Source organism: Streptomyces sp. NPDC097981 (assembly GCF_040302565.1).
Taxonomy (GTDB): Bacteria; Actinomycetota; Actinomycetes; order Streptomycetales; family Streptomycetaceae; genus Streptomyces.
The window spans coordinates 273939-298823 of the sequence record NZ_JBEORW010000001.1 but is presented as its reverse complement, the minus strand read 5'-3'; the positions used below and the strand labels follow the sequence as shown (position 1 = coordinate 298823).

Sequence of the window (24885 nt, the reverse complement as noted above, 5' to 3'; positions counted from 1 at the left end):
GCTGGACCAGGTGCCCGACCCGTTCCACAGCTGCCTGCCCAACGAGGCTCCGTCAGCCGTAGCTGATCCTCCCCTCGACAGGAAGGGCGGCGGAAGCGATGATCAGCTTCGATTCGGGGGATCTTACGGGCGTGACGTGAAAGTCTGGTGTCAATCGCCCTGGACGGGCGGTCGGCACCGTGCCCGCAACATCAGGGAGATGCCTGTGTTTCGAGCGGTGACGGATGCGGGGATGACGGCGGACGCAGCTGGCGCGCCGTCGGTGCCGCTGGTCGGGCGGGACGCCGAGCTCGACCGGCTCGTACGGCTGTTGGCCGAAGGCCGTAGGACGAGCAGGGTCGCGGTGGTCGAGGGGACGGCCGGTATCGGCAAGACCCGGCTGCTCGCGGCAGCGGGCGAGCGGGCCGCGTCGGCGGGACGCGAGGTACTGCGGGCGGCGGCCACGCCGGCCGACACCGACATGCCCTACGGACTGCTGATGCACGCCCTGTACCACACCCCGGCGTTGGACCTGCTGGACGAGTTCGGCGAGAAGCCGGCAGGGGGGCCGTCCGACCTCCACCGCAGGCACCGCAGGCTGCGGGACGCCCTGTTGGAGATCGCCGACCGTACGCCGGTGGTCCTGGTCCTGGACGACCTCCAGTGGGCCGACGAGGAGTCCCTGCGACTCCTCGAACACCTCTTGCGCGGGCCGTGCGACCAGCGCCTCGGCTTAGTACTGGCGCACCGTTCCGGGGGCTGCCCGTCGTGGCTGGCGCGGACCCTCGGGGACGCTGCCGCGCTGCGGATCGTGCTCGGCCCGCTCGCCCCGCCCGACGCCGCCCTCCTGCTGCCGGCGGCCCCGCCGGCCCGGGAGCACCAGCTCGTCGTGGCGGGCCGCGGCAACCCCCGCCAGCTGCGCGCCCTCCACTCCCTGACGGCCGGGCTCGCGGCCGACCTGGCCGACGAGCTGGCGGGCGAGCTGGCCTCGGGGGACCCCCGTCCGGTGGGCCTCCTCGACGGCTGGCACCCGGACCCCGACCTGCTCGGCGAGTTCGACAGCCTGCCGGCCTGCGCCCGGGCGGTGTTGCAGGCCGCCGCCGTCGCCGGTGCGGAGTTCGACCCGGCACTCGTCGCGGAGGTGGCCGTCCTGCCGGAGCGCCGGGTCGGCATCACCCTCGACGAGCTGGCCGACCACGGCTGCGTGGTCGGCAGCGCCGGGTGGTACCGGTTCGGCAGGCCGCTGCTGGGCGCCGTCGGCTACCGTCTGGCGGGCCCGGCCTGGCGCGTCGAGGCGCACCGGCGGGCCGCCACCCATCTCGACCGGCGCGGCGCCGCGCCCGGGGCCGCCTGGGCCGCGCACGTCGAGCACCTGGCGCACACGGCGTCCGGGGACGAGCTGGCCCGGCTCGTCGACATCGCCCGGGCCGAGCTGCACCAGGCTCCCGAGACCAGCATCCGGCGGCTGCGCTCCGTGCTGCGGGTGCTCGCCGACCGGGGTGACAGTGTTCAACTGCGGCGGGCCTCCGTGCTGTTGGGGCGAGGCCTGACGGTCACCGGCCGGCTCGACGAAGCCGCCGAGGTGCTGCGCCCGCTGCTCTCCGCTTCGAGCGGGAGCTCGACGTCCGCGGCGGACCTGCTGGCGCTGGGCGAGCGGCTGCGCGGCCGGGGCGAACGCGCCTACCGTCTGCTGCGCGAGGCCGGCATCTCCGGTGACGCGCCGGCCGGCTCGGCCCTGGTCTCGCGCCCGCGGCCGCGTACGGCAGGCCCGGCGGCCTTCGCGCAGGAGACCGCGGCGGCTCGGACGTGCGTCCCGGCGGAGACCGAAATCAGCCTGGCCAGACGGGAGATGATGAACGCCCAGTGGGACCGATGTCTGGGCCGACTCGACACCCTCGACGTCCCGTCGGACCGTCCGGAGCTCGCCGCGGCCGCCGACGCCCTCACAAGCCTCAGCCTGATCGTCCAGGGAGACGTGACGGGCGCCGCCGACGCGCTCGACTCGGCAGAGCGTCTGGCCGACTCCCTCACGGGCAGCGAGCGGCTGCGACTGCTGGGCGGACTGCCCGACCTGTGCTGGGCGGAGATCCTGCTGGAGCGTCCGAACCGGTGCGCGCGCCGGGTCGAGGAGGCCATCGCGCTCGCCGAGACCCACCGGCACCGTTACATGCTTCCGGAGCTGCACGTCGTCCGCGCGGCCCTGCTGGCCCAGTCCGGCCCGATGGAGGACGCGCTGGCGGCCGCGGACACGGCCCTCGAACTGGGCAAGGCGCTCGGCACCACGGAAATGCTGGCGCCGGCGGCGAGCCTGCGGCTGCGGGCCGTCCTGTGGGGAGCCGGCCCCGAGGCCGCCGCGCCGGCCCTGGCACTGCTGGAGGGCTACCCGGAGCCGGAGACCTGGATGTGGGCCGGTTTCGTCCGGCACGTCCGGATCGAGGCCGCACTGGCCCTGGGCACCCCGATCCCGTCGGCCGAGGCGGTCCGGCTCCTCGGCTCCCCGAACGGGCGGCGGCCCGATCCGATGTCCGTGAACCATCATGCGCTCGCAGCCGAGTTCTGGGCCCGGGAGGGGGACGTCGAGGCGGTCGCCGGGCACGTCGCGCAGGCCACCGGTGTCCCGGTGCCCGGGCTCGCGATCACCGCCGCCGTGGCGCAACTCGCCGAGGCCCGGCTGGCGGGCGTCCGCGCCGAGCACGAGTGGGCGACGGAGCTCGCGGGCCGGGCCGGCGACCAGCTGGCGGCGGCCGGAATGCCCGTCAAGGCCGGCCAGGCGTACCTGGTGGCGGCACGTTCCGCCGGCGCCCTGGGGCACGCCGAGGGGTTCGCCCGGACGGTCTCCGCTGCGGAGGCCCAGTTCGAACGGGCCGGCGCGCACGGGCTGCGCGCCACGGCGGCGCAGCTGCGGGAGTCTTACGCGCCCTCCGGAGCGCCCTCGCAGCGCCCGGACGGGTACGTGCCCGACCGCGCGGAGCACCTCGCCGAGGAACGGCAAGCAGAACGCCCCCCGTTGGCTCTGCGGCCCGGCGGGCCGGCGGACAACGTCCTGTCCGCCCGGGAACGCGAGATCGCGGGCCTGGTCCTCGAAGGGCTCACCAACCAGGACATCGCCGCCCGGCTGTTCGTCAGCGTCCGCACCGTGGAGACTCATCTGACGCGTGTGTACGGCAAGTTGGGCATCGCCCGGCGCGGAGCGCTCGCCCGGGCGCTGGACTCCGTCTGACCGCGCAGCGGCCGTAGAGCCGCCCAGAACGCCGAGGACCGCACAGACCGGCACACAAGGCCCCGGAGCCTTCCCGCAGCACGGCGGGATCGCTCCGGGGCCGCCCCGTTTCCCGGACCCACGTACGTACGTGTCGTGGTTTCCCGCACCCCCCGCCGCGGTCCGCCCAATACGGGTCCGTGCTGCGGGAATCCACGATCTGCGGTGCGCACCCGCCGCATTAGCTTCCTGCCTGTGCCCGGCAGACGCCGGGTAACACGGCTCCCCACACGCTGACCTGCCGGGGCAAGGCATGCCTCGCCGGCCGGCGGACGCGGTGGCAGCGCCGGGACGGCACACGAACGGGAGGCAGCAGGTGCAGCAGGTCGGAGGGGCGGGCGAGAAGCACGCGACGGCCGGTGCGGCGGACGGTTTCCGTCTGCAGGGCCTGGCACAGGCGGTCCTCGCCGAGCACGGTGCCCACGACTGGACGGTCACCGAGGACGACGTCTGGTGCCGGGTGATGCCGCCCGAGCGGGAGATGCGGATCCAGGGCTGGAAGCTGCACCTGTCCGCGACCCGCCTGTCGGCGCCCGAGGTGGTGCACCGCGCGGCGACCGTCCTGGTCGCGGCCGGCTGCGGCTTCAAGTTCGCCAAGAACATCGCGGTGGTCGAGGAGATGACCTCGGACCGCTACGACCGCGCCCAGTGCGGCAAGATCGTCACCTGCTACCCGGCGGACGACGAGCAGTTGCGCACGCTGGCCGCCGCCCTGGACGAGGCCACCGCCGGACTGCCCGGCCCGGCCATCCTGTCCGACCGCCGGCTGCGCCCGGGCAGCCTGGTGCACTACCGCTACGGCGTGTACCGCGGGGTGCCGGTGCTGACCAACGACGGCAGCCGCCAGCTGCGGGTCCAGGCGCCGGACGGCACCACCGTGGAGGACCTCCGCAAGCCGTGGTTCACCCCGCCGCCCTGGGCCGTGACGCCGTTCCCCGAGGAGCCGGCGTCCGCGGCCAGGACCGCGGCACCGTCCGCGCCCAAGACGCCGGGGCCGGCCCTGCTCGTCGACCGGTACGAGATCCGCGAGGCGATCCGGCACTCGGCCCGGGGCGGCATCTACCGGGCGCTCGACCACCGGACCGGCGCGGAGGTGGTGGTCAAGCAGGCCCGGGCGCACGTCGGCACCCGGGTGACGGGCGAGGACGCCCGGGACGCGCTGCGCCGCGAGTCCGCCGCACTGACGGAGCTCGACGGGATCGCCGCCGGGCACGTCGAACTGTTCGACCTCGACGGCCACACCTTCCTCGTCCAGGAGTCCCTGCCCGGGAGCACCCTCACCCAGTGGGTGCAGGACGAACTGAACCGCATCGACCGCCAGGCGGGCCTGGAGCCGGCGCGGGTGGTGGAGACGGCCCGCCGGCTCGCCGCGCTGCTGGCGCAGGTGCACGCCCGGGGGATGGTCTACCGGGACTTCACCCCGAACAACATCATCGTGGGGCCCGACGGCGGACTGCGGCTGATCGACCCCGAGATGGCGGTCCGGCCCGGACTGTGGACCACGCGCGGCTACACCGACGGCTTCGCCGGGCCCGAACAGGCCCGTGGGCCGCGGTTCGGCCCGACGCCCGGTCTGGAGTCGGACCTCTACGCCCTCGGCGCGTCCCTCTTCTACCTGGTCGTGGGCACCTCACCCGCGTTCCCGGAGGACCACCCCGAGCCGTCCTCCCGGCAGCCGCAGATCGCCGGCCTGCTCGCCATGAGCGGGGTCCGCAACCGGGCCGCCCGTCTGATGGCACCGGCCGTGCTCGGACTGACCCGCGACGTGCCGGAAGCGCGCTGGACCCTCGCCCGGCTGGGCGAGTTCCTGGACGGGCTCGACGTCGACGGCCCCGCGAACGACCGGCCCGCGAACGACCGGCCCGCGGGCGGCGGTTCGGGTGACGGCTCTTCGGACGGGCAGCTGCCCGCCGACCGGCTCGACCCCCGGATGCAGCAGCTCCTCGTCGACGACGGTCTGGCCCATCTGCTGGCCACCCTCCCGGAGCCGGGCGACGACACCCCGCGCCTGTGGCCCAGTACGGGATTCGGCAGCGGCACCGACGCCTGCAACGTGCAGCACGGCGCCGCCGGCGTGCTCGGCCTGCTGACCCGCGCCGACACCCACGCCGGCACCGCCGGCAACCGCGACGAGCTGCGCGCCGCCCTGTCGCAGGTGGCCGGCTGGCTCGACCGCCGCCGCACCGACGTGCCCCGGCTGCTGCCCGGGCTCTACTTCGGCCGCGCCGGCACCGCGTGGGCGCTGCACGACGCCGCGCGCCGCCTCGACGATCCCGAACTGGCCGACCATGCTGCTGAGTTGGCCCTCGACCTCCCCGTCCGCTGGCCCAACCCGGACGTCTGCCACGGCACCGCCGGCAGCGCACTCACCCAGCTCCACCTGTGGCGCGCCACCGGGCGTGAGGAGTTCCGCCGACGGGCGGCCGAGGCCGCCGACGACCTGCTGGCCGCCGCCGAGTACGACGGCGACCGGGTGTACTGGCCGGTCCCCAAGGACTTCGACTCGGACCTCGCGGGCATCCGGCACCTCGGCTTCGCCCATGGCGTCGCCGGCGTCGGGTACACGCTGCTGGCCGCAGCCCGGGCCACCGGCGAGCGGAAGTACCTCGATGCCGCCGTCGACGCCGGCAACACCCTTGTCGCCGAAGCCGAACGGGGTCCGTGGGGGGCCCGCTGGCGCACCGACCGCGACGACGCGCCCGGCAGCGGGATGCTGTACCACTGGTGCAGCGGGGCGTCCGGTGTCGGTACGTTCCTGGTCCGGCTCTGGCAGGACACCCAGGACCCCGCCCACCTGCTCGCCGCCAAGGAGGCCGCGGTCGCGGTCCGCGGCGTGCGGTGGAACTCGCCCACCGCGGCCTGCCACGGCCTGGCCGGCAACGGCGAGTTCCTGCTCGACCTCGCCGACGCCGTCGGCGGACCGTACCGGGACTGGGCGCAGGAGCTGGCGGCGGCGCTGTACGCCCGGCACACCGTCCGGGACGGCCGCCTGCTCATCGCCGACGAGAGCGGGCTGGACGTCACCGCCGACTGGAACGTCGGTCTGAGCGGCGTCATCGGCTTCCTGCTCCGGCTGCGGCACGGCGGCCCGCGGCCCTGGATGGCCGACGGTCCGGCGGCCCCGGCGTCCGCGCAGGGCGACCCGGCCGGCTGTACGGCGGTGCGGCCGTGAGCGCCCGTACCGCGGTCCTGCCGCCGGACGGCCGCCGGGCCGCACCGACCGACGCCGAGGTGACGTTCCGTAGCAGCTTCCGCTTCTCCGCCGACGGCCTGCGGGCCGTGTGCGTGGCCACCGGCACCGACGGGCGCGACTTCGCCGAGAGTTGGAGCCTGGGCCCGTCCGGTCCCCGTCTGGACCTGCGGACCGGCCTGGGCAGCGACCCCGCCTGGACCCAGCTCCTCCCCCTCGACGGCACGAGCGTGCTGTCCTCCTGGTACGGGGCGCGTGGCGCGCAGTGGCTCGCGCGGCTGACCCCCGACGGGCACCGGGACACCGTCTCCGTGCCCGGCGGGCGGCCGCTGCAGCTGCTCCCGGCGCCCGAAGGGTCCGGGCTCCTGGCCCTCGGGGTGAGCCGCGGTGCGGCGGACGACACCCTCGTCGTCGCGGTACGCGAGGACGAGCCCCGGTTCGAGGTGACGGCCCGGGTGGCCGGCACGCTGCTCGGCGGGATCGCGCTCGGCCGGCGGGTCCTGTTCACCCGACGGCTCGACGACGTCCCGCGCCCGGTCGTGCTCGATCTGCGCGACGGCGGGCTCCGCGACCTGACGGCGCAGAGCGGTCCGGCCCACGTGCTGGCCGCGGCCGCCGGACAGGTGCTGCTCGCCCGGCTCACCCCCGAGGGCAACCGGCTCGCCCTGGCGGACCTGGACGGTGACTCGCCCCTGCGCGCGGTCCACGGCGAGACCGGTCTGCCCGGCGCCGTCCACCCGCTCGCGCTGGACCCGGACGGCGACCGGCTGGCCCTGCTCACCACCTCCGGGGCCAGGTCGTTCCTCACCGTTCTGGACCCGGTCTCCGGCACCGCCCGTCACATCGGCATGCCGCCGGGGGACCTGCTGCCGACCGCGGCGTGGACCGGGCACGGGCTGTGGCTGCCGCACTCCGACCCGGGCCGGCCGCGCACCCTCGGCTGGGTGCCGCCCGCCGGCACCCGTCTCGAACTGCCCGAACCGGCCCGGTCCGGCCACCGGCCGGCCCGCCTGGAGACCTTCCCCGGCGCGGACGGTCCCGTCGAGGCCGTGCTGTACGGGCCCGACTGGCGCACCGCCCGGCAGGTCGTGCTCGCCCTGCACGGCGGCCCCAACAGCCGCTGGACCCTCGGCTTCGATCCGTTCCTGCAGGCGCTGGCGGCGGCCGGCCTGGCCGTGGTCGCGCCGAACCAGCGCGGCAGCACCGGCTACGGCGCCGCCCACACGCTGTCCATCAGCGGCATGTGGGGCGGTCCCGACCTGGCCGACATCACCGCCATCGGACGCTTCCTGACCCGCGAGCGCGGTGCGGAGCGCGAACGGCCGGCCCTGTACGGGGTCAGCTACGGCGCCTTCCTGGCCCTGCTGACCGCAGCTGCCGAGCCCGACGGCTGGACGGCCTGTGCGGCCGTGGCGCCGTTCCTGTCCGGTCCGCGGCTGCACGCCGACGGCTCGGCGCAGGTCCGCAGCATGATCGAGCGACTGGACGGGCTGACCCCCGTGCGGGACCGGCTGGGCCCGCGGGACGTGGAGCGCCTGGCCCCCGCCCTGGCCGCGCCGTTGCTGCTCGTCCACGGCGCCCGCGACGACTCGGTGCCGGTCGGCCACTCACGAGCCCTTGCCGCACGGCTGACGGCCCTCGGCCGCCGCCCCGGCACCGACTTCCACTACATCGAGCTTCCCGACCGCGGTCACGCCGCGCTCGGGGCGGGAACCGCCGATCCGGTCGTCGCATCGGTCGTGCGGTTCCTCACCGGGCAGGGGCACCCCGCCCCACCCGGGTCCGTACCGGCACCACCGGACGCGAGGGGAGGTGATCACTGATGGAACTCGATCTCGACGCCCTGCAGCAGCTCCCCGCCGAGGAGGCGCTGGCCGAGACCGTCTGCCGCTGGAGTTGCTGCACCTCCTGCCATGGCACCGCGTCGTGAGGACGGCCCGCTGACGGGACTTCCCGTCCCATCGCCGCGGCCGCCTCCCCCGGGACACCGCCGCACCCCGCCGCACCCTGAAAGGAGGTGATCACCCATGGAGCTCGACCTGGACGCCCTCCAGCAGCTGCCCGCCGAAGAGGAGCAGACGACCATCTGCCGCATCTCCTGCAAGTCCAGCTGTGACGTCTCCTGCTCCGCCACCGGCAGGTAGTCACGCACGAACCCGCGGACAGCAATCCCGCTGACCGTAGCGATCAAACAGAGAGGAACACCGTCATGGAGCTCGAACTCGACACCCTGCAGCAGCTGCCCGCCGAAGAGGAGCAGGCCGGCGTCTGCGGCTACACCTGTGAAACCACCTGCCGGAACACCTGCGGCATCACCGGCCAGTAGCAGCCGGTGGGCAGGCCCAGCCGGAGCCGGGAGCCGGACCGGCGGTCACGACCGCCGCGGCCGCCGAGTGCGGCACGCCGACCCGGCCGGGCCTGCCCCGCCGCAGTCCCACCACCGGGCCGCCCGCACGCCGGGGCGGCCCGGTGGGCGTCAACTCCCCGAAAGGAAGACCAGTGAAGCGTACCGGCGCCGCCGCACCGGCCGCCGGGCCCGGGGGGCGCACGCACCCGGCCCGGCGGCCGGTGCGTGCCGCCCTGGCCCCCGTACGGCTGCGGCTGGCCGTCCTGGCCGTCCTCATGGTGGTGCGGATGTCGGTCGTCGTCGCTGTGCCGGCACTCCTCGCCACCGCGGTCGGCGCCGTGCTCGACGGCACCGACGTCCGCGGCCCGGCCGCCCTCCTGGCGGCCGCGCTGGCCGTCGGCGGGCTCTGCGAGGCGGCCGCGGGACCGCTGGCCTCCTCCGCGAACGCCACCGGAACCCACCGGCTGCGCATGCTGACGGTCCGCCATCTCCTGGCGCTGGGGCCCCGGTCCCCGTACGCCGTCGGGGAGGCGGTCACCCAGGTCGTGCAGTCGGCGCCGATGGCCGCGGGCCTGCCCGCCCGGGCCGCCGAGAGCGCGGTGTCGCTCCTGTGCTCGGTGGCGGCCCTGGCCGCCCTGTGGTGGACGAACTGGCAGGCCGGACTGACCTTCACCCTGGCCATGCCGGTGACGGTCCTGATCGCCCAGCGCTTCATGAACGAGGCGGGCGTGGCCCAGGAGAACTACCTCGGGGCCCAGTCCCGGATCGCGGACGGGCTGGTAGCCGCGCTCGCCGGCGTCCGCACCATCCGGGCCGCGGGCACCCTCGCCACGGAGACCGACCGCGTCCTGGAGCCGCTGCCCGAACTCTCCGCCGCCGGACGCGCGATGTGGCGCACCGAGCGGGACGTCGTGTGGCGCCTGGGACTCCTGCTGCCCCTGACCGACGTGCTGGTCCTGGCGGTGGCCGGCCTCGCGGTGGCACACGGCCGGCTCAGCCCGGCGGGACTGCTGGCCGTCACCGGATACCTGGCCCTGGCTTCCGGCATGGTCGACCAGATCGACGCCCTGCTCGGGATCGCCCAGGCCCGGGCCGGCGCCCGCCGCCTCGGCGAGGTGTTCCGGCACGAGCCGCCCGCCGGGGGCGCGGGGAGCACCACGCCCGCGGACGGCGGGGTGCGGCTGCGCGGCGTCACCGTCCGCCACGCCGGTGAACCCGTCCTGGAACGACTGGACCTGAACCTTCCCGCCGGCGCCGCCGTCGCCCTGGTCGGACGCACCGGCGCGGGCAAGAGCGTGCTGGCCGGCCTGCTCGGCCGGCTCACCGACCCCGACGAGGGCGAGATCTCGATCGGCGGCGTCCCGGTGCTCGATCTGCCCCTGGACCGGCTGCGCACCCTGGTGGTGCACGCCTTCGAACGGCCCGAGCTGTACGGGCGGACGGTCCACGAAGCCATCTCCTTCGGCCGGCCCGGGGTCAGCCGCGAGGACGTGGTCCGGGCCGCCCGCGCGGCGCAGGCCGACCGGTTCGTCCGACGGCTCCCGGCCGGATACGACACCCCGCTGGAGGAGACCCCCATGTCCGGCGGCGAACGCCAACGGCTCGGACTCGCCCGGGCGTTGCTGCGTCCGGCGCTGGTGCACGTCCTGGACGACGCGACCTCGGGCCTGGACACCGCCACCGAAGCCGAGGTCAGCCGTTCCGTCACCGACCTGCTGGCCGGCCGTACCAGGCTCGTGGTGGCCCACCGCGCCGCCACCGCCGCCCGCTGCGACTTCGTCGCATGGCTGGACGGCGGCCGGATCCGCGCCTTCGGCCCGCACGACCTGCTCTGGGCGGACCCCGGCTACCGGGCGGTCTTCGGCCCGGCGGGCGCGACCGGCTCCCTCGCCGGCCCGGATCCCGTGAAGAAGGAGCCGGAACCCATGAAGAAGGAGGACGAGCGGTGCCGCGTCGAACACCGATGAGGATCGGCCTCGGGCTCAGCGCCCCCGCAGGGCGGCTGCTCGCCGACGGGCTGCGCGGCAGCGGCGGACCGCTGCGGCGGATCGCCGGCTGGTCGGTCCTGGAGGCCGCCCCCGCCCTGGCGTCTGGCTGGGTGACCGCGGCCGCGCTCGACCACGGGTTCCTGGCCGGCCGGCCCGGTGTCGGCCTGGCCTGGATCGCCCTGCTGGCCGGGCTGTTCTTCGCCCGGGCCGCCGCCGAGCGCGCCCTGTTCACCCCCCTCGCCGAGGTGGTCGAGCACCTGCGGGACACCTTGGTGCGCCGCGTGGTGCGCGGTGTGCTGGAGCGGGCCACAACCGGCGGGCACGGTGGCGGATCCGCGGCCGTCGCCCAGCTGAACGGCCAGGTGGACACCGTCCGCAACCTGACCGGGGCACTGCTGCGCACCGCCCGGCCGCTCAGCGTCTCGCTGCTGGCCGCCGTGATCGGGCTGGCCGCGCTCGACCCGATGCTCGCCGGGCTGGTACTGGCACCGCTGGTACCGGCGCTGGCCGTGTTCTTCTGGTCGATGCGCCGGCTGACGACGCGGCGGCGGCTGCTCGTCCTCGCCGAGGAGAAGGTCGCGGGCGGGGCCGGGGCGGCGCTCGGCGCGTCCCGCGACATCACGGCGCTGGCGGCCGAGCCGCACGCCGCTTCGGTCGTGGAGCAGGAGGTGGCCGGGGCGGCCAGGGCACAGCTCGCCGTCGGACTGGCGGCCGCGCTGCGGGTCCCCGTGGTCCTGCTCGGCGGCCAACTGCCGCTGCTGCTCCTGCTGCTGGCCGGCCCCGGCCTGGTGGAGCACGGATCGGTCAGCCCCGGTGCCGTGGTCGGCGCGGCCACCTATGTGGCGGCCCACCTCCTGCCGGCCCTGCAGATGCTGGCCGGCACGGTGTCCGGGTACTGGAGCCAGCTGGGCGTGGTGCTCCACCGGCTGGCCGAGGCGGCCACGGTGCCGGAGCCTCCTTCTCAGCCGTCCCGGTCCGACCGGCCGTCCCAGCCATCGGAGCAGTCCCCGTCGTCCGGGCCGTCCGGGCCGTCCGGGCCCTCTGAGCCGGTGCCGGCGCCCCGGTGGCACCGGAAGGCTCCGCACATCGCGGTACGGGAGCTCGACTTCGCGTACGGCCCGCACGCCGAGCCCGTGCTGCGCCGGCTCAGCCTGGACGTCCCCTTCGGCGACCACCTCGCCATCGTCGGCCCGAGCGGCATCGGCAAGTCCACCCTCGCCGCGCTGCTCACCGGGATCATCCCCCCGACCGCCGGCACGGTCGGCCTGGACGGCCGCCCGGTGACGGACCTCAAGGAGGCGCTGCGCTGCCGGCTGTTCGCCCTCGTCCCGCAGGAGGCGTACGTCTTCCCGGGCACGGTCGCCGCCAACCTGGCCTATCTGGCTCCCGGCGCCGACCCGGCCCACCTGGAGCGCTCCGCCGAGGCGGTCGGGCTCTCCGCGGTGATCGACCGGCTCGGCGGGCTCGATGCCCGGCTCCGCTCCCCCGCCACGGAACTGTCCAGTGGTGAGCGGCAGTTGTTCGCCCTGGCGCGGGTCCATGCCTGCGCGGCCCCGGTGGTGGTCCTCGACGAGGCCACCTGCCATCTGGACCCGGTCGCCGAGGAACGCGCGGAGGCCGCCTTCGCCGAGCGCCCCGGCACCCTCGTCGTCATCGCCCACCGGCTCGTCTCGGCCACCCGGGCCCGCCGGGTCCTGCTCCTCGACGGCGACCGGACGGCTTTGGGCACCCACGCCGAACTCCTCGTACGCAGCCCGCACTACGCGGAGCTCGTCGGCCACTGGACGGGCACGACGGCAGCCGGCCCCAACGCGCGTGAGCCGGAGGCGGCAGGGCGCGGGTGAGCCGGGCCGGCGCTGCTGTCGACGCCGCTCCCCCGCGCCGCCGGCCTTCGGCGCTATGGCCGACCGGCCACGGACTGAACGTGCGACCACATTGCGACCACCATGGCTCCGGACGCACTGGAGGCCGTTCGCTCACCTACGCATCTGCTACTCGAAAGTACAAAATTCCTATGTAGATGCATGACTGGATGGCTGCTAGAGTCCGCATGCGCTGCTCGGGACAGGGTGGCGAGATGGCCGGTCCGAACCCCCAGGTCTGCCCCTGTGCGGCGTACATCCGCGAGGCAGACAGCCGTTGTGATGCCGTGGCAATTCCGCACCGACGATGCCCGTGCGCCTCTTCCGCTCCGTACCGCCCGTGCCGCCTTTGAGGCCCATCGCCCGCTCACCGCTCGTCGCTCGTCGCTTTCGCCCGTCAGATGGGGAGATCCACATGAACGCAGGACTTCTGCGCCGTTTTGCCACCGGCAGGACGCTGATGCTCGGTGCCGTACTCGCTCTGGCAGTGCCGGGAACCGCCTACGCCAACACCGTGGGCGTGACCGTGAAGACCCCCGGGGCAACCAGCGGTCCCGCCTCCGCCAACTCCGAGATATCGAGCCACGCGGACTGTTCCAGCGGCCTGGTCTCCGGCGGCGGGATCAACCAGGCGATCGGCACCGGCGCGAGCGTGAACGGCAACCACGTCAACGGCACCTCGCCCAGCTCCGACGGCACCACCGAATACACCGGCTCCACCGGCGTCGTCGGCACCGACGTGACGCACTGGCTCGGCATCGGCGGAAGCGGGGGCCAGGTCAACGCCTCCTTCTCCACCACCCCGTACGCCATGTGCTTCACCAGCAACCTGATCAACCACACCCAGGTCGTCATGAACAAGGTCAACGCACCCACCGCGGGAGCGACCGTGGGCCTCGTCACGGCGACCTGCCCGGCCAACACCCGCCTCCTCGGCGGCGGAGCCCGTACCACCCCCGGCAACACGGGCAGCCTCAAGACGATCGCGAGCTTCCCCACCTTCAACAACTCCGCGCACGCCTTCGGCGCGAAGGCCGCGGCGGACGCAGAGACGAACCCCGACTCCTGGTCGGCCGTCGGCTGGGACTCCGGCGCCAACAGCGCCAACTACACCTACGCCTACGCGATCTGCAGCGGAAGCGGCATCAACGTCAGCGGCGCCACGGTGAAGGTCCGCTACGCCGAGGTCAGCGGCCCGACCACCGGCAGCACCGGCCAGACGGCGACCGTGGGCTGCGGCCAGGGCGACGGGAACCTGGTCAGCGGCGGCGCCGCGATCAGCGGGGGCAGCGTGACCACCACCAACTTCACCGGCCCCGGTTCGGGCGGCGACCACCTCAACGGCAGCTTCCCCAGCACCTCCGGCGGCGCCGCGGTCGGCGACGGGACCACCACGGCGGCGTACTGGACGGCCTCCGCCCACACCGGAGGACAGTCCTCTCCCGGCACCTACACCGACGCCTGGGCGCTGTGCGCCAACGACGGTGTCTGAGGCGGCCGTTCCCGACGGCCGGACAGCCGGACACGCACGTGAACACAAGAGAGAGAATCCGATGAGCATGAATCTCCGGCGGGGCTCCGCCACGGGCAGGGCCCTGATCCTGGCCGCCCTGCTGACCGTGGCGGTGCCGGGAGCCGCGTACGCCAAGACGGCTGACGTCACCGTCGTCACCCCCGGGCCCACCATGGGCCCCCCGACCCCCTTCACCGGGGTCACCTCGCACGCCGACTGCCCCGACGGCCTCGTCTCCGGCGGCGGGGCCGACCAGGCCATCGGCAACGACGAGATGTCCAACGGCAACCACGTGATGGGCATGGTGCCCAGTGCCGACGGCGCCACCGAGTACACCGACGCGCCCGGGATCGTCGGCAGCGACGCCGCGCACTGGATGGCGTTCGGCGGGAGCGGGAGCCGCAGCAGCGACGCCTTCTCCACCACCCCGTACGCAATCTGCCTGCACAGCAACCTGATCAGGCACACCCAGGTCGTCATGAACAAGGCCTCCGGGCCCACGAGCGGGCTGTCGTCCAAGCTCGTGACGGCGACCTGCCCGGCCAACACCGTCCTCATCGGCGGCGGCGCCCGCACCACCCCGGCCAGTGTCGGCAGCCTCAAGCCGATCGCCGGCTTCCCCACCTTCAACGACGCCGAGCACCACTTCGGCTCGATCGCAGCGGGTGACGGGGAGCGCGACCCCGACTCGTGGACGGCGGTCGGCGGGATCGGCGGCGGACGCGGCGAGGACAACATGACGTACGCCTACGCGATCTGCAGCACGGACGACATCGACCTCAAGCACGTCTCCACGACGGTGCACTTCACCGAGGTCAGCGGCCCGAACACGGCCTCTACGGGAACGACGGCGACGGCAGGCTGCGCCAGCGGCGAAGGGCAGCTGGTCAGCGGCGGCGCCGCGATCAGCGGCGGAAACGTGACCACGACCGACTTCAGCAAGGCGACTTCGGGCGGCCCCCACCTCAACGGCAGCTTCCCCAGCGATGCCGCCGGCACCCCGGTCGGCGACGGGGGCGCCGACCCGTCGTACTGGACGGCAGCCACCCACAGCGGCGGTTCGCCCTCCCAGGGCAGCTACTCCGACGTCTGGGCGCTCTGCCTGGACGTGCAGCACGGACACAAGCGGTAGCTCCCCGAGCAGCTGCCCCGGAGCGGACCCTCCTGCCCCAGGAGGGTCCGGATCGCCCCTGCCCTGCCCTATTTCCAGGGGGAAGTGGGTGAACCGTCCGGGTCCAGGCCGAACGGCCAAGTCTTTTCGCAGTAAATCGCGGTGTCACCAGCATCAGCGGCCTGCCGGTAGAGGAACTCAGCGTCTGCCCGGCTCCCCTGCTGGTTCAGCCGCGCCGCCAAGACAACGAGGGCGCGCACGGATCCTGATTCGGCAGCTTGGCGGTAGAGAGCCTCCGCTTCGCTCCAATTTCCGATTTCTGCATACTTCTCAGCCAACTGAATCAAGCCACTGGGGTATCCGGCGATCGCGGCCCGACTCGCCATGGCTTCGGCCGCCTTCTGGTCTCCGGCTTCCTCACGCAGCTGCACGAGGAGAAGCAGGGCATGGACATCACCGGCGACGGCAGCTTCGAGGGCCAACGCCTCGGCTCCTTCATGGTCGCCGGCTGCCTCGCGCATTGAGGCCAGACAGTCCAGGGCATGGACGGCGCCGGCATCAGCGGCCCGGCGGTAGAGGGCCTCGGCCTCTCGCGCCTTCCCGGCCACTTGGCGCAGTTCGCCCAGTCCGATGAGTGCGTCAGGGTCTCCCCCGTCGGCTGCCTGCTGCGCCAGTAGTTCGGCGCCCTTGTGATCGCCGGCCCTCTCGCGCGCTGTCGCCAGGCAGTCGAGCGCCCGGACGGCGCCAGCGGAGGCGGCCTCCTGATACAGCAACTCGGCAGCCTCCCGGTCCCCAGCCATCTGGCGCAGTTCTCCCAGGCAGATGAGGACGTCAAGGTATGCCTCGCCCGTGGCCTGCCGCGCGAGCGCTTCGGCTCCCTTTCGGTCTCCCGCCTTCTCGCACTGCGTAACCAGGGCAAGCAGGGCGGATGGCGCACCGGAGTCAGCAGCCAGCCGGTACAGGCCCTCGGCTCCCGACCAGTCGCCGGCCGCTTCACGCTGTCGCGCCAGATCAGTCGCAGCCTGGAGGGCGCCGGCGTTCACGGCCCGCCGAACGAGCGCTTCGGCCCTTTCCCGATCTCCCGCCTTTTCGCGACTCATGGCCAATATGAACAAGGAATGGGGACTGCCGGCTACAGCAGCGAGGAGAGACATGGCTTCGGCCTCATCGTGCTCTCCCCTCTGCTCGAACCACATGGCCATGTCGCCGCCGACGTGCGCGTGCCCGATATCGATGGCGCGTTGAACCAGACGCTTGGCTTCCTTTCGGTCGCCGGCCTCCTCGCGCATCGCCACGAGAACGGACAGGGCATAAGGGTCGCCGGCGTCGGCGGCCTGTTCGAACAGGCCTTCCGCTCCTGGCCGGTCCCCGTCCTTGCCTCGCCGGATCGCCATATGGACGAGGGCATTGGGATGGCCGGCATCAGCCGCTCGGCTGAGCAGGTGATGTGACCACTGCAACCGATGTCTTTGCCTGGCCGCGGTGCTGAGGTTGTGAAGATCCTCGGCATGCGCAAGGTGAGTGTGGGCCGCGTGCCAAAAGGATGCGGGTGGGCAGAACATGCGGCGGGTGGTGCGGCCATATTGTTCGAGGTAGTCGGCAAGCCGGAACACTGGCCCCGCCAATGGTGCGAGCCTATTGGGCGCCAAGTCACCGGGAGGGCGTCGCGCAGGACGGGAGTTGGCGCGGCGCAGGGGAGCATGCTTGCCGTGCACGGGTCGGGCAAGCTCGGTGAAAGCGGCTTCGGCCCAATCTTCAGTGAGCTGATCATAGTCATGGTCAGTGAGGTAATCGGTGGCGGCGACCATGAGGAAGGCCTGCGGGATGTGGACGCCGATGCCGAGGCGGCGTGCGTCCATCGCAGCTTCAAGAAGGGCTTTGGCGGCTGGGGTGCCGAATTCGTAGCGTCGTAAGAGTTCGGGGGCGCCGGCGAGATCCTGGGTGATGCGTCCGTCGCCACCGGTACGAGCAAGAGCGTCAGCCAATAGGTGGTCGCCGTTCCGTGCGAAGGAACGGGCCACACGGAGAGCTGCGGGATCGAAGGTGTCGGGCACGATGAGGGTGCGGCCGGCCAGTAGCTCCCGCACACGGCTGTGCAGGTCCGGGGCCCCATACTCGGGCAAGTGTGTGTACTGGTCTGCGTACTCAGACCAAAGCGTGCCCAGGACGAGCACGGGGCCGCGGCCAGGCGTGCTGAGGAGGGCATGCAGGGCAGCAGCAATCCTCTCACCAGCCTGCGGTTGACCCAGGTAGTGCTGGGCCTCGTTCAGCCACACGACGGTTCGCGGTGCGACGTGCACAAGGTCGTCCAGGGCCGCTTCAGCCCGGGTCGGGTCGAAGGGGTGCCACAATCGCCAGCCCTCGGCCGCGAGCGGCTGAACGGCTTCCCAGCATGCCCTCGTCTTCCCGGTGGACGATGAGCCGACGAGTACCACCATGCGGCTGTTGCCCCCAGCTGCATCCTGTACTGCGCTTGCCAGCACTCGGTCGTGTCCTCGCGTCACGTAGCCGGGGAGAACACACCTCTGGTCTGGTCCGATGGCGATGAGGCCGGCAGGATGGACCTCCAGATCATGGGGATCCCACTCGCCGATGGGCCTGCCCAGGCCCGACGGCCGCACAGATTCGACAATGCCTTCTCCCGCGGCCATCCGCCGTAGTTCCAGCAGCTCGTCAATCGGCAACCGCAGTGCGGCTGCCAGGGCCGCAATGGTCGCAGCCGACGGCATGATCCCGTCTGCGCTGAAGGCCCCATGGACGGTGGTGCGACTCAGGCGTGCCCGGACCGCGAGCCGGCTCTTGTCCATCTGGGCGCGAGCCAGACCATCGGCCAGCTCATTGCGCAACCTGACGCGCGCCTCTCCCCGCTCGCCCGGCTTCTCTCCCACGTACCTCTCCGGTGTGTTCGCCTGTGTTCATTTTCCACCGGTCACACCATGGTGAACACCTCGTCAGAGACCTGTTCGTCTCGGACGATCATCCGCCCGTAGGGTTCGTCCGCCAGGACACCGCAGAGCGAGCACCCCGCCATTCCTCAAGAAATGCCCGGCGTTTTCGACGCCGACCCCGGCCACGGGATTGGTCCCGAACTGGTCCTGAAAACGATCAAGGGGCCGTTTCAGATTTCTCTGAAACGGCCCCTGCCCTGCGACTTCGAAAAGTCGGGACGACAGGATTTGAACCTGCGACCCCTTGACCCCCAGATCGATGGGCCGAAGGAAAATCGTGACATATGCCTCAATCTCAGGGCGCACAGCGTGTACTTATGCACCTGCCGTGCGCCCATCGACGTGGGCGGTGGTCCCCAACTGGTCCCCAAGGTAAGCCACCCTGGCCCTCCCCCGCCGAGCCGTCTCGGACCGCTGGGCGGGGGCGAGTCAGGGAGCGGTGTGGAGCTGCTCCCTTTCGGCCCGGCGGCGAAGGTCGCTGACGACCTCACGCCAACGCCACCTTCCCTCCCAGCTGCCGTTCTCGTGGCCGCCGGGCTCCCAGTCCGCGAGCTCTTCCAGCCGCTTGAGCAGGGCATCCGGTTCGACAGGAGCGCGGTAGGTGCGCTCGTCGTCGAGTTGGCCGGCGATGTCGTGGAGTTGGTGGGCAGCGTGGTAATAGGAGAGTTGGGTGTCGGTCAGCCGGCGCGCAGAGTAGCCGCCGCACTTGCTGCACCAGTCCCAGTCGTCACGGGCCAGCAGGTCGGAGACGCTGAGGAGGTCGTCGCTCTGCGCGAGACCTCTGTCCCGTGTGTGCTGACAGAAGGGTGAATGTCCCTTGCCTTCGAACGCGGGATCCGCGTTCGTGGCGTAGATCTGCACCGGTCCCAGTACGCCAGTGGTAGGCCGCTACCGCCGCGCCAGCGGTCGGTGCTGGGCGGTCGGAACGGCGTCAGGTCCAGGGGGCCGGGCGTGAGCAGGCCCTCCCAGACCGTGACCGACAGCACGCCGGAGCGTCCGGTGTCGAGGCTCCGCAGGTCGGGAACGCCGCGTGCCATGGCGAGCAGACGCAGGTTGTGCTCCTTCGCCCGCTCCCCGTGCGCCCACCGGACGGCTGCCTGAGCCCCAGCTGCGAGGCCCAGGTCAGCCCCGGAGCGGTCATCCTGCCCTGCGCCGGCGTGGCCCGGGTGAGGGCCCTCGTCCGCTTCCGGTGTGGGGTGGACCTCCTTCATCCACGGATTGATCACGCTTTCGGGAAGGTCCGACGCGCCAGCGACGATGACGCCGAGCCAGCCCTGCTCGACGCGCTTCTCGATGACCTCGAGGGGCAAGACCTCCGCTCCTCCGCTCGTCGAGAAGACGATGTAGAGCTGGTCGGCGGCGTACGAGAAGTTCCGCAGCGCTCGCAAATGAGCAGGGGTAACGGGCTGGCGGTCGAAGACAGCGGTGTCGTCGAAGACCCCAGGCACCACGGAGCCGGGTTGTGCCTGGGGGACGGCCTCCGCCGGCTCGGCTTCGGCCCCGCGCTCGCAGGCGAGGGCGCTCGAGGATGCGAAGAGTCTGTCAGCGACGAGGGTGGGGACCTTCAGCGTCAAGGTGCGTCGGCTCCAGTCGGCGGTGACGGTCCAGGTCACCACCACCCCGAGGGTCCACCGGTCAAGGCCGTCCAGGGCCTCACGTGTATTCCCGCGCGAAGGCTCGTCCGTGTCCTCCGGCAGGCGTGCCGTGACCCACACCGTCGGTATCGAATCCGTCGTCGCGGCAGCGGCGCGGGCCTCGTCCTCCCACGACTGGATCAGCCGGGCGGCTCCTTCCAGAGCTTCCGCATGCCCCTTCTTGTTGGACCTGATGCCCTCCACCAGGTCATACCGCCTGAACGCCCGGGAGGCCGGTCCCTCCCAGCCGCCTTCGGCCGCGTACTGCCACCTGCGCCATAGCGCGCTCAGACCGGTGGAGACCTGACTGCGGTTGCCGAGCACCGCGAAGGCAGGATCGTTGGCGGGCAGCGGGGGCGTTCCCAGTGCTGCAGCTGCAGCGGCAGCGGCTACAACGAGACCGGCTGGCTCCACGAAGAGGGCCGCCTGCGCCTGCAGGGTCTCAAAGTAACCCTCCTTCGCCAACAGCTTCGGCCACGCCCAGTCCGTCAGCCAAGGTAGGTGGGCGATGACGGCCTGCGCTCGGTGAAGGCTCCCCGCAGCATGACGCCAGAGGGACAAGACCTGCTCCTGCAGGTGGTCGGCCTCCCTACGGGCTTCCCACCGCCCGTCGTCGTCCTCGTCATCCTCGTCCGCAACATTCCGCTTCGAGGGCAGGAGCTCGGCTGCGGCCCGCACCTCGTCCTGAGTCCAGTACACGTCCTCGTCCGGCTCCGCATAAGCCTGCAGCTGGTGAAGCAGTCCCACGCCGCCGAGCGCCCCCATGAAGATGCCCAGCCCGGACGTCGGCCGGGCCCTCGGGCCTCAGTCCGCGCAACCCGAGCAGAACCTGCCCATCACGTCCGCGTTCAACGGGACTTCGGTCGTGGTCACGTTGGCCGTGCGGAGCTGGCCGCATTCCCTCCGGACATGCAACATGGCGTTCTTGCCCTTCGCCGAGTAAACGGTGATCTTGGTGCCCTCGAACGGCCCGAGCGGTACGTCGGCTGTCAGCATGCGGTCACGCACGAACTCCCCCTTCTCCTGCCTTGCGAGCTTAGGGCCGAGCACTGACACTCGCCGCCAGACGAAGAACCTTTCACCCTTCCGGTCGGCGCCTGCGCAAGTGCAACCGCATACCGGCGTACCTGAAGTCGCGGCAACTCCCGCCGAAGGTCGGGCGGGAGGTTGGTCCCCGGAAGACCCACGCGCTCAGGACCCCTCACACCGGTATCTGAGGTCGCCGCCTGCTACCAGAGCACCCTCGCACGACGCTCACTATTGAATCCGAGACCGTGTCGATAGATCTCCGGCACCCAGTAGCGTCCGTCGGACCCCTTACTGAAAACTCCGGATTCGATCAGGAGGTCCGCATCCGCAACGGTCAGCTGGACCTGCTCGAGCTCGAACGGAACCAGGACAGAGTGGCCGAGTCCCTGCATATGCGCCAGCAGCCGGCCAATCTCCTTGTCCTCCTCCCCAACTGAAGTGATCTTGTTCCTGCTGCATTCGAGCAAGGCCTTACGCATTGCGGTGGGGACGAGCACGCGATCGTCCACCGTGTCGTTGTATTGCTCGGATTTCTTGGCCGCTGTCGCGAGGAACATGACTACGTCTCGAGCCTGCACCTGGCCGTTGAAGTCCCCGAGAGCCGCAGGGACCCACAGGTGGGAGCGCGCCTCGCGAGACTTCGCACTGCCCATCTTCCAACCCCACACCTGGATGAGACTGTCGATCAGTTCATCCGCCGAGAGATCGGTGATCCCGGAGAGCGGAACTGGTTCGGGCATTGCTTCGGCGTGTGCAGTCACCCAGAGCGCAAGACGCAGCGCCTCGTCCTTGCTCCAATGCAAAGCGTAGTGATCGTATCTACCGAGGAGCTGGCCGCTGTTCTGCCGAACCGCCCCGGTGACAAGGTCGCGCCGAACGAAGACCACGAGGCCGAAGGGCCGGCCGCGCAGCGAGCGAAGCCATCCCAGGACGTCGATCAGCAAAACCCTCAATGCAGTGCGCTTCGTATCACTGTCCAGGTTCTGCATGAGGTCCTCGAGGCCGTCGATCACGAAGACCGCCTTGGCCCGTCGACCAAGATCGATCAATGCCTCTTCTGAAGTCCGCTGCTCGGAGACTTCCAGTCCGCAGGCCATAGCCAAGCATTCCAGCCAAAGACTCCGCCAGCCGAGTTCATCCTGACCATCGAGCCTTCCCAGACCAGCCTTCAGCCTGTCCGAGATACTGGATGCGGTGACATCCCGTGGTGGCAAGTCTTCGTGTGCCGCGGCGAAGGCATCACGCAGGTCCTGTGGCTCGAGATCCCCGTACTCCAGGTTCGCTGACTCCAGAACCGGAACGATGGGCGCTTCGACCGTGACACCTCTGATCCCGGACTGCTCCGCGAACGTCTGCCATGTCCGCGCGGCACATGCCTTCGCGTACATGAAAGTCTTGCCCGCTCCCTTCGCCCCCACTACGAGGGCCTGCGGCAGCTCGGTCCGGTGGTCAGCAAGCAGACGACGGAGCGGTTCAGTCACGAGGAAGCCACCGGCCGAGGAGAGCCCACTCTGTTCTGCATAGACGAGTTTGCCCGCAGTCCGAGCGAGATTGCGCCGCAATTGACCGTAGTCCACCGCTGCCCCGGGCACCGATCCAGCCGGGGTGCGGGGTGCGGGGGCCGGGAGGAGGGACTCGAGTCCGTCGGCGACTCCACACGACGAAATCACGTCCAACACCGCATCCCAGGAGGAAGGAAGCGCGAGAAGCTCCTCCCTGAAGGGGCTCAATACCGGCTGGGCAAGCAGCGCAGCATCGACGGTTTCAGTGTCGTCTCCATCAGTCCCCACCGGTCTGCGAAGCGCAGCTCCCAGAGCTACCGAAAGCATGCTGCGCGCGGCATCGGCCTGAGCAGTGTGAGTATCCATCCGGTATTGGGTGACAATGACCGCCGTCGCAGGGTCGGTACCTTGAACGGTGGGCGCTTTTCCTCCAAGCTGTTGAACCATCAGTTCCGTGCCGGCCAGGGACTGATGACTTAGCGTAGTCACGAAGATGCGCTGAACCCTAGGGTCGAGAAGCACCGGAGCAGACAGTTCAGAAGCACCCGCTCTGAGGTCGACGACCACCGTGTCCACCCCGAGCCGTGCTCCCAGAGCTGCCAGCGCCTCCGTCACGAAGTACACCGACCTCCCAGGGGAAAAAAGGTCCGCTGGCTCGATCCGAGGCGGAGCCAACGTCACACGGCGGCTCGACGGCATGACAGTGACGCTCCCGCCACTCGCATAGTGGCCGGCCTGTTGATTGGGCAGATAAGCGGTTGCGATGTCGACCGCAGTCGCAGCGTCGCCGTTCTCCGCACCCTGGAGAAGGGTGATGAAGTCCTCGTAGGTGAAGTCGCACTGTCCACCCTGCTCCTTGTGCATCCAGGTGATACCAGGGGCCTCCAGGTCGGCGTCGATCAACAGGACTTTGCCCCCGCTCCGTGCCAGTCGGTCGGCGACTGCCACCGCGTGTACCGTACGCCCGACTCCCCCCTTGAAGGAGTGGAATGCCATGAGCTGCACATCGTCAGCAAAAGTCGGCGCGTCAGGCCGGCGAAGAGGTTCTGCCAACTGACGCGTGATGTGCTTCTCCCGAAGCAACGGCACGCGTCTCCTCGCCACACCAGGTTGCTCAGCGTCCACGCTGAGTTCGACCCGCAATCCGGTGAACTCGGTGGTTCGAGGATCATCGAGCCCGAGCAATAGGTCGCCGTCAACCCACCCGGCCGACCCGGTGCCGAACACTGCGTCCAACCAGCGCTTCACTGTTTCGGGCTCGACAGCACTCCTGGTGACCAGTTCCAGACAGTCCCACCAGCCGTCCGCCGCGACGAGCCAGTCGGGCCACTCCCCCGCCAGAGCCAGCCTGGTCAAATGCTCATCCACATCCACCCAGCTGAAGAGGTGGCTAGGAGGCACGATTCCGCTGTCCATGATCTCCAGCTTTCCCAGTTCTGCCACGACTCGATCCCCCTCAGTCCTGCTCGCACCATGAGATGAGCTCGTCCAGCAGGTCACGGGCCTTCTTCTCGTCCTCGACGTGCAGTTTCACACCATAACGCCAGGCCTGATGCAGATCGGCTAGGGCCACGTTCACTCCGGGGTGCCCGGCAGCGCGGCAGTTCTTCATCCCCTTCAGCGCAGTTCCCAGACGCCGCGGCAGGCCTAGGTCCCTTGCCAACTTCCAGAGATCGTGTGTCGGCTCGAGATGCGAAGTGTCCCGAAGGCCTCGGCGCGCCAGCACCCTCTCCTTGAGCGCGCACTCCGCTGCATAGAAGAGAAGGAGACAGGAAGTGACCGTATCCCCGCCGTCCGCCACCTTGCCCGCACTGTCTCGCAACTGCGTCCGCCGTTTACGGAGCGCAGCCACCCCCACGTGAAGCACCATGCCGCACATCATCGCACCGCAACTGTTGCCACGACGCCGATGTGATCAAACGTCCGAAAGAGGCCCACCTGCACTACAGCTGAGGCACCGCCACCGAACAGGCCGAGGTCCGACGAGGGTTCATTGAATACTCTTCCGGTCAGGCCTCAAAGAGCGCAAGCTTCCCCTCCTCCTTCCTCGCAGTCGTCTGGTTCTGGCGCCGATCCCCCTGCATTTTCGGCCCGGCCCTCTACCATGGTTGGTGATCACGTAGGCCGTCTCCTACCACCATCTCCGAACGGGGACGATGGCGGCCGGGAGCGGTTCGGAAGAGGGGGACTGGTGGAGATCGGCCTGGCGGAGACCATCAAGGCACTGCGTGGCGAGTTGGCGCAAGCTATGGCGGACGGCGAGGGTCAACCGGTCCGGCTTCGAGTGCAGTCGGTGAAGCTAGACGTACAGGTCGCGGTGACGGCATCGGCAGAGGCCCAGGGCGGGGTCAAGTTCTGGGTGCTGTCGGCCGGAGGTAAGGCAACCGGGGGCGTCTCCGCCACGCACACCGTTTCTTTGGAACTCTCGGCCGAGACGGCCAACGGCGGCTCGGTCCTGACAGATTCGGGGCGTGGAGCCGTCCTGGAGGACTGACCTCGTGGATGAGTCGGCCCTCCGAGAGT

At 71.3% G+C, this 24885-nt stretch carries 16 protein-coding genes; 11 read left to right on the top strand and 5 right to left on the bottom strand.

Annotated elements, in window-relative coordinates; all coding sequences use genetic code 11:
- Window positions 1–199: 199 nt before the first annotated feature.
- From ABTY04_RS01280 to ABTY04_RS01235, 10 genes are all read left to right on the top strand, one after another.
- Window positions 200–3199: a helix-turn-helix transcriptional regulator gene (locus tag ABTY04_RS01280; protein WP_352211219.1), complete on the top strand. Its 3000-nt coding sequence runs from the start codon at window positions 200–202 to the stop codon at window positions 3197–3199.
- Window positions 3200–3554: 355 nt separating this feature from the next.
- Window positions 3555–6410, top strand: a complete 2856-nt coding sequence (lanL, locus tag ABTY04_RS01275) for a class IV lanthionine synthetase LanL (protein WP_352211218.1) — start codon at window positions 3555–3557, stop codon at window positions 6408–6410.
- Window positions 6407–8251 (top strand): prolyl oligopeptidase family serine peptidase, encoded by a 1845-nt coding sequence (locus ABTY04_RS01270; protein WP_352211217.1) that lies wholly within the window; start codon window positions 6407–6409, stop codon window positions 8249–8251. The genes lanL and ABTY04_RS01270 overlap by 4 nt, the downstream gene beginning before the upstream one ends.
- A complete protein-coding gene (locus tag ABTY04_RS01265; protein ID WP_352211216.1) occupies window positions 8251–8358 on the top strand; it encodes an ALQxL family class IV lanthipeptide in 108 nt (35 codons plus the stop codon). Before ABTY04_RS01270 ends, ABTY04_RS01265 begins: the two co-directional genes overlap by 1 nt.
- Before the next feature lie 97 nt (window positions 8359–8455).
- On the top strand, window positions 8456–8572 hold the full coding sequence (locus ABTY04_RS01260; RefSeq protein WP_352211215.1) for an ALQxL family class IV lanthipeptide: 117 nt from the start codon (window positions 8456–8458) through the stop codon (window positions 8570–8572).
- A gap of 65 nt (window positions 8573–8637) precedes the next feature.
- Window positions 8638–8754, top strand: a complete 117-nt coding sequence (locus ABTY04_RS01255; RefSeq protein ID WP_352211214.1) for an ALQxL family class IV lanthipeptide — start codon at window positions 8638–8640, stop codon at window positions 8752–8754.
- Window positions 8755–8927: 173 nt separating this feature from the next.
- Window positions 8928–10742: an ABC transporter ATP-binding protein gene (locus ABTY04_RS01250; RefSeq protein WP_352211213.1), complete on the top strand. Its 1815-nt coding sequence runs from the start codon at window positions 8928–8930 to the stop codon at window positions 10740–10742.
- Window positions 10721–12607 carry an ATP-binding cassette domain-containing protein gene (locus tag ABTY04_RS01245; RefSeq protein WP_352211212.1) on the top strand — a complete coding sequence of 629 codons (1887 nt, stop codon included), beginning with the start codon at window positions 10721–10723 and terminating at the stop codon, window positions 12605–12607. The genes ABTY04_RS01250 and ABTY04_RS01245 overlap by 22 nt, the downstream gene beginning before the upstream one ends.
- 433 nt (window positions 12608–13040) lie before the next feature.
- The gene (locus tag ABTY04_RS01240) at window positions 13041–14117 is read left to right on the top strand and encodes a hypothetical protein (RefSeq protein WP_352211211.1); all 1077 of its coding nucleotides are present in this window, start codon (window positions 13041–13043) and stop codon (window positions 14115–14117) included.
- Window positions 14118–14178: 61 nt separating this feature from the next.
- On the top strand, window positions 14179–15270 hold the full coding sequence (locus ABTY04_RS01235) for a hypothetical protein (RefSeq protein WP_352211210.1): 1092 nt from the start codon (window positions 14179–14181) through the stop codon (window positions 15268–15270).
- A 68-nt stretch (window positions 15271–15338) separates the two neighbouring features.
- Here ABTY04_RS01235 and ABTY04_RS01230 read toward each other — a convergent pair whose 3' ends face one another.
- The 5 genes from ABTY04_RS01230 to ABTY04_RS01210 all read right to left on the bottom strand — a co-directional run bounded on the left by ABTY04_RS01230 (window position 15339) and on the right by ABTY04_RS01210 (window position 24232).
- Window positions 15339–18137 carry a tetratricopeptide repeat protein gene (locus ABTY04_RS01230; RefSeq protein WP_352211209.1) on the bottom strand — a complete coding sequence of 933 codons (2799 nt, stop codon included), beginning with the start codon at window positions 18135–18137 and terminating at the stop codon, window positions 15339–15341.
- 737 nt (window positions 18138–18874) lie between these two features.
- Window positions 18875–20578: a hypothetical protein gene (locus ABTY04_RS01225; RefSeq protein WP_352211208.1), complete on the bottom strand. Its 1704-nt coding sequence runs from the start codon at window positions 20576–20578 to the stop codon at window positions 18875–18877.
- A 57-nt stretch (window positions 20579–20635) separates the two neighbouring features.
- Window positions 20636–20839 (bottom strand): hypothetical protein, encoded by a 204-nt coding sequence (locus ABTY04_RS01220; RefSeq protein ID WP_352211207.1) that lies wholly within the window; start codon window positions 20837–20839, stop codon window positions 20636–20638.
- A 221-nt stretch (window positions 20840–21060) separates the two neighbouring features.
- Window positions 21061–23805: a KGGVGR-motif variant AAA ATPase gene (locus tag ABTY04_RS01215; RefSeq protein ID WP_352211206.1), complete on the bottom strand. Its 2745-nt coding sequence runs from the start codon at window positions 23803–23805 to the stop codon at window positions 21061–21063.
- Between the two features lie 13 nt (window positions 23806–23818).
- Entirely contained in the window at window positions 23819–24232 is a 414-nt protein-coding gene (locus ABTY04_RS01210) for a hypothetical protein (RefSeq protein ID WP_352211205.1), read from the bottom strand.
- A gap of 321 nt (window positions 24233–24553) precedes the next feature.
- Between ABTY04_RS01210 and ABTY04_RS01205 the strand changes: the two genes are divergently transcribed.
- Complete coding sequence (locus ABTY04_RS01205) at window positions 24554–24856, top strand: trypco2 family protein (protein ID WP_051785208.1); 303 nt, start codon at window positions 24554–24556, stop codon at window positions 24854–24856.
- Window positions 24857–24885 lie beyond the last annotated feature (29 nt).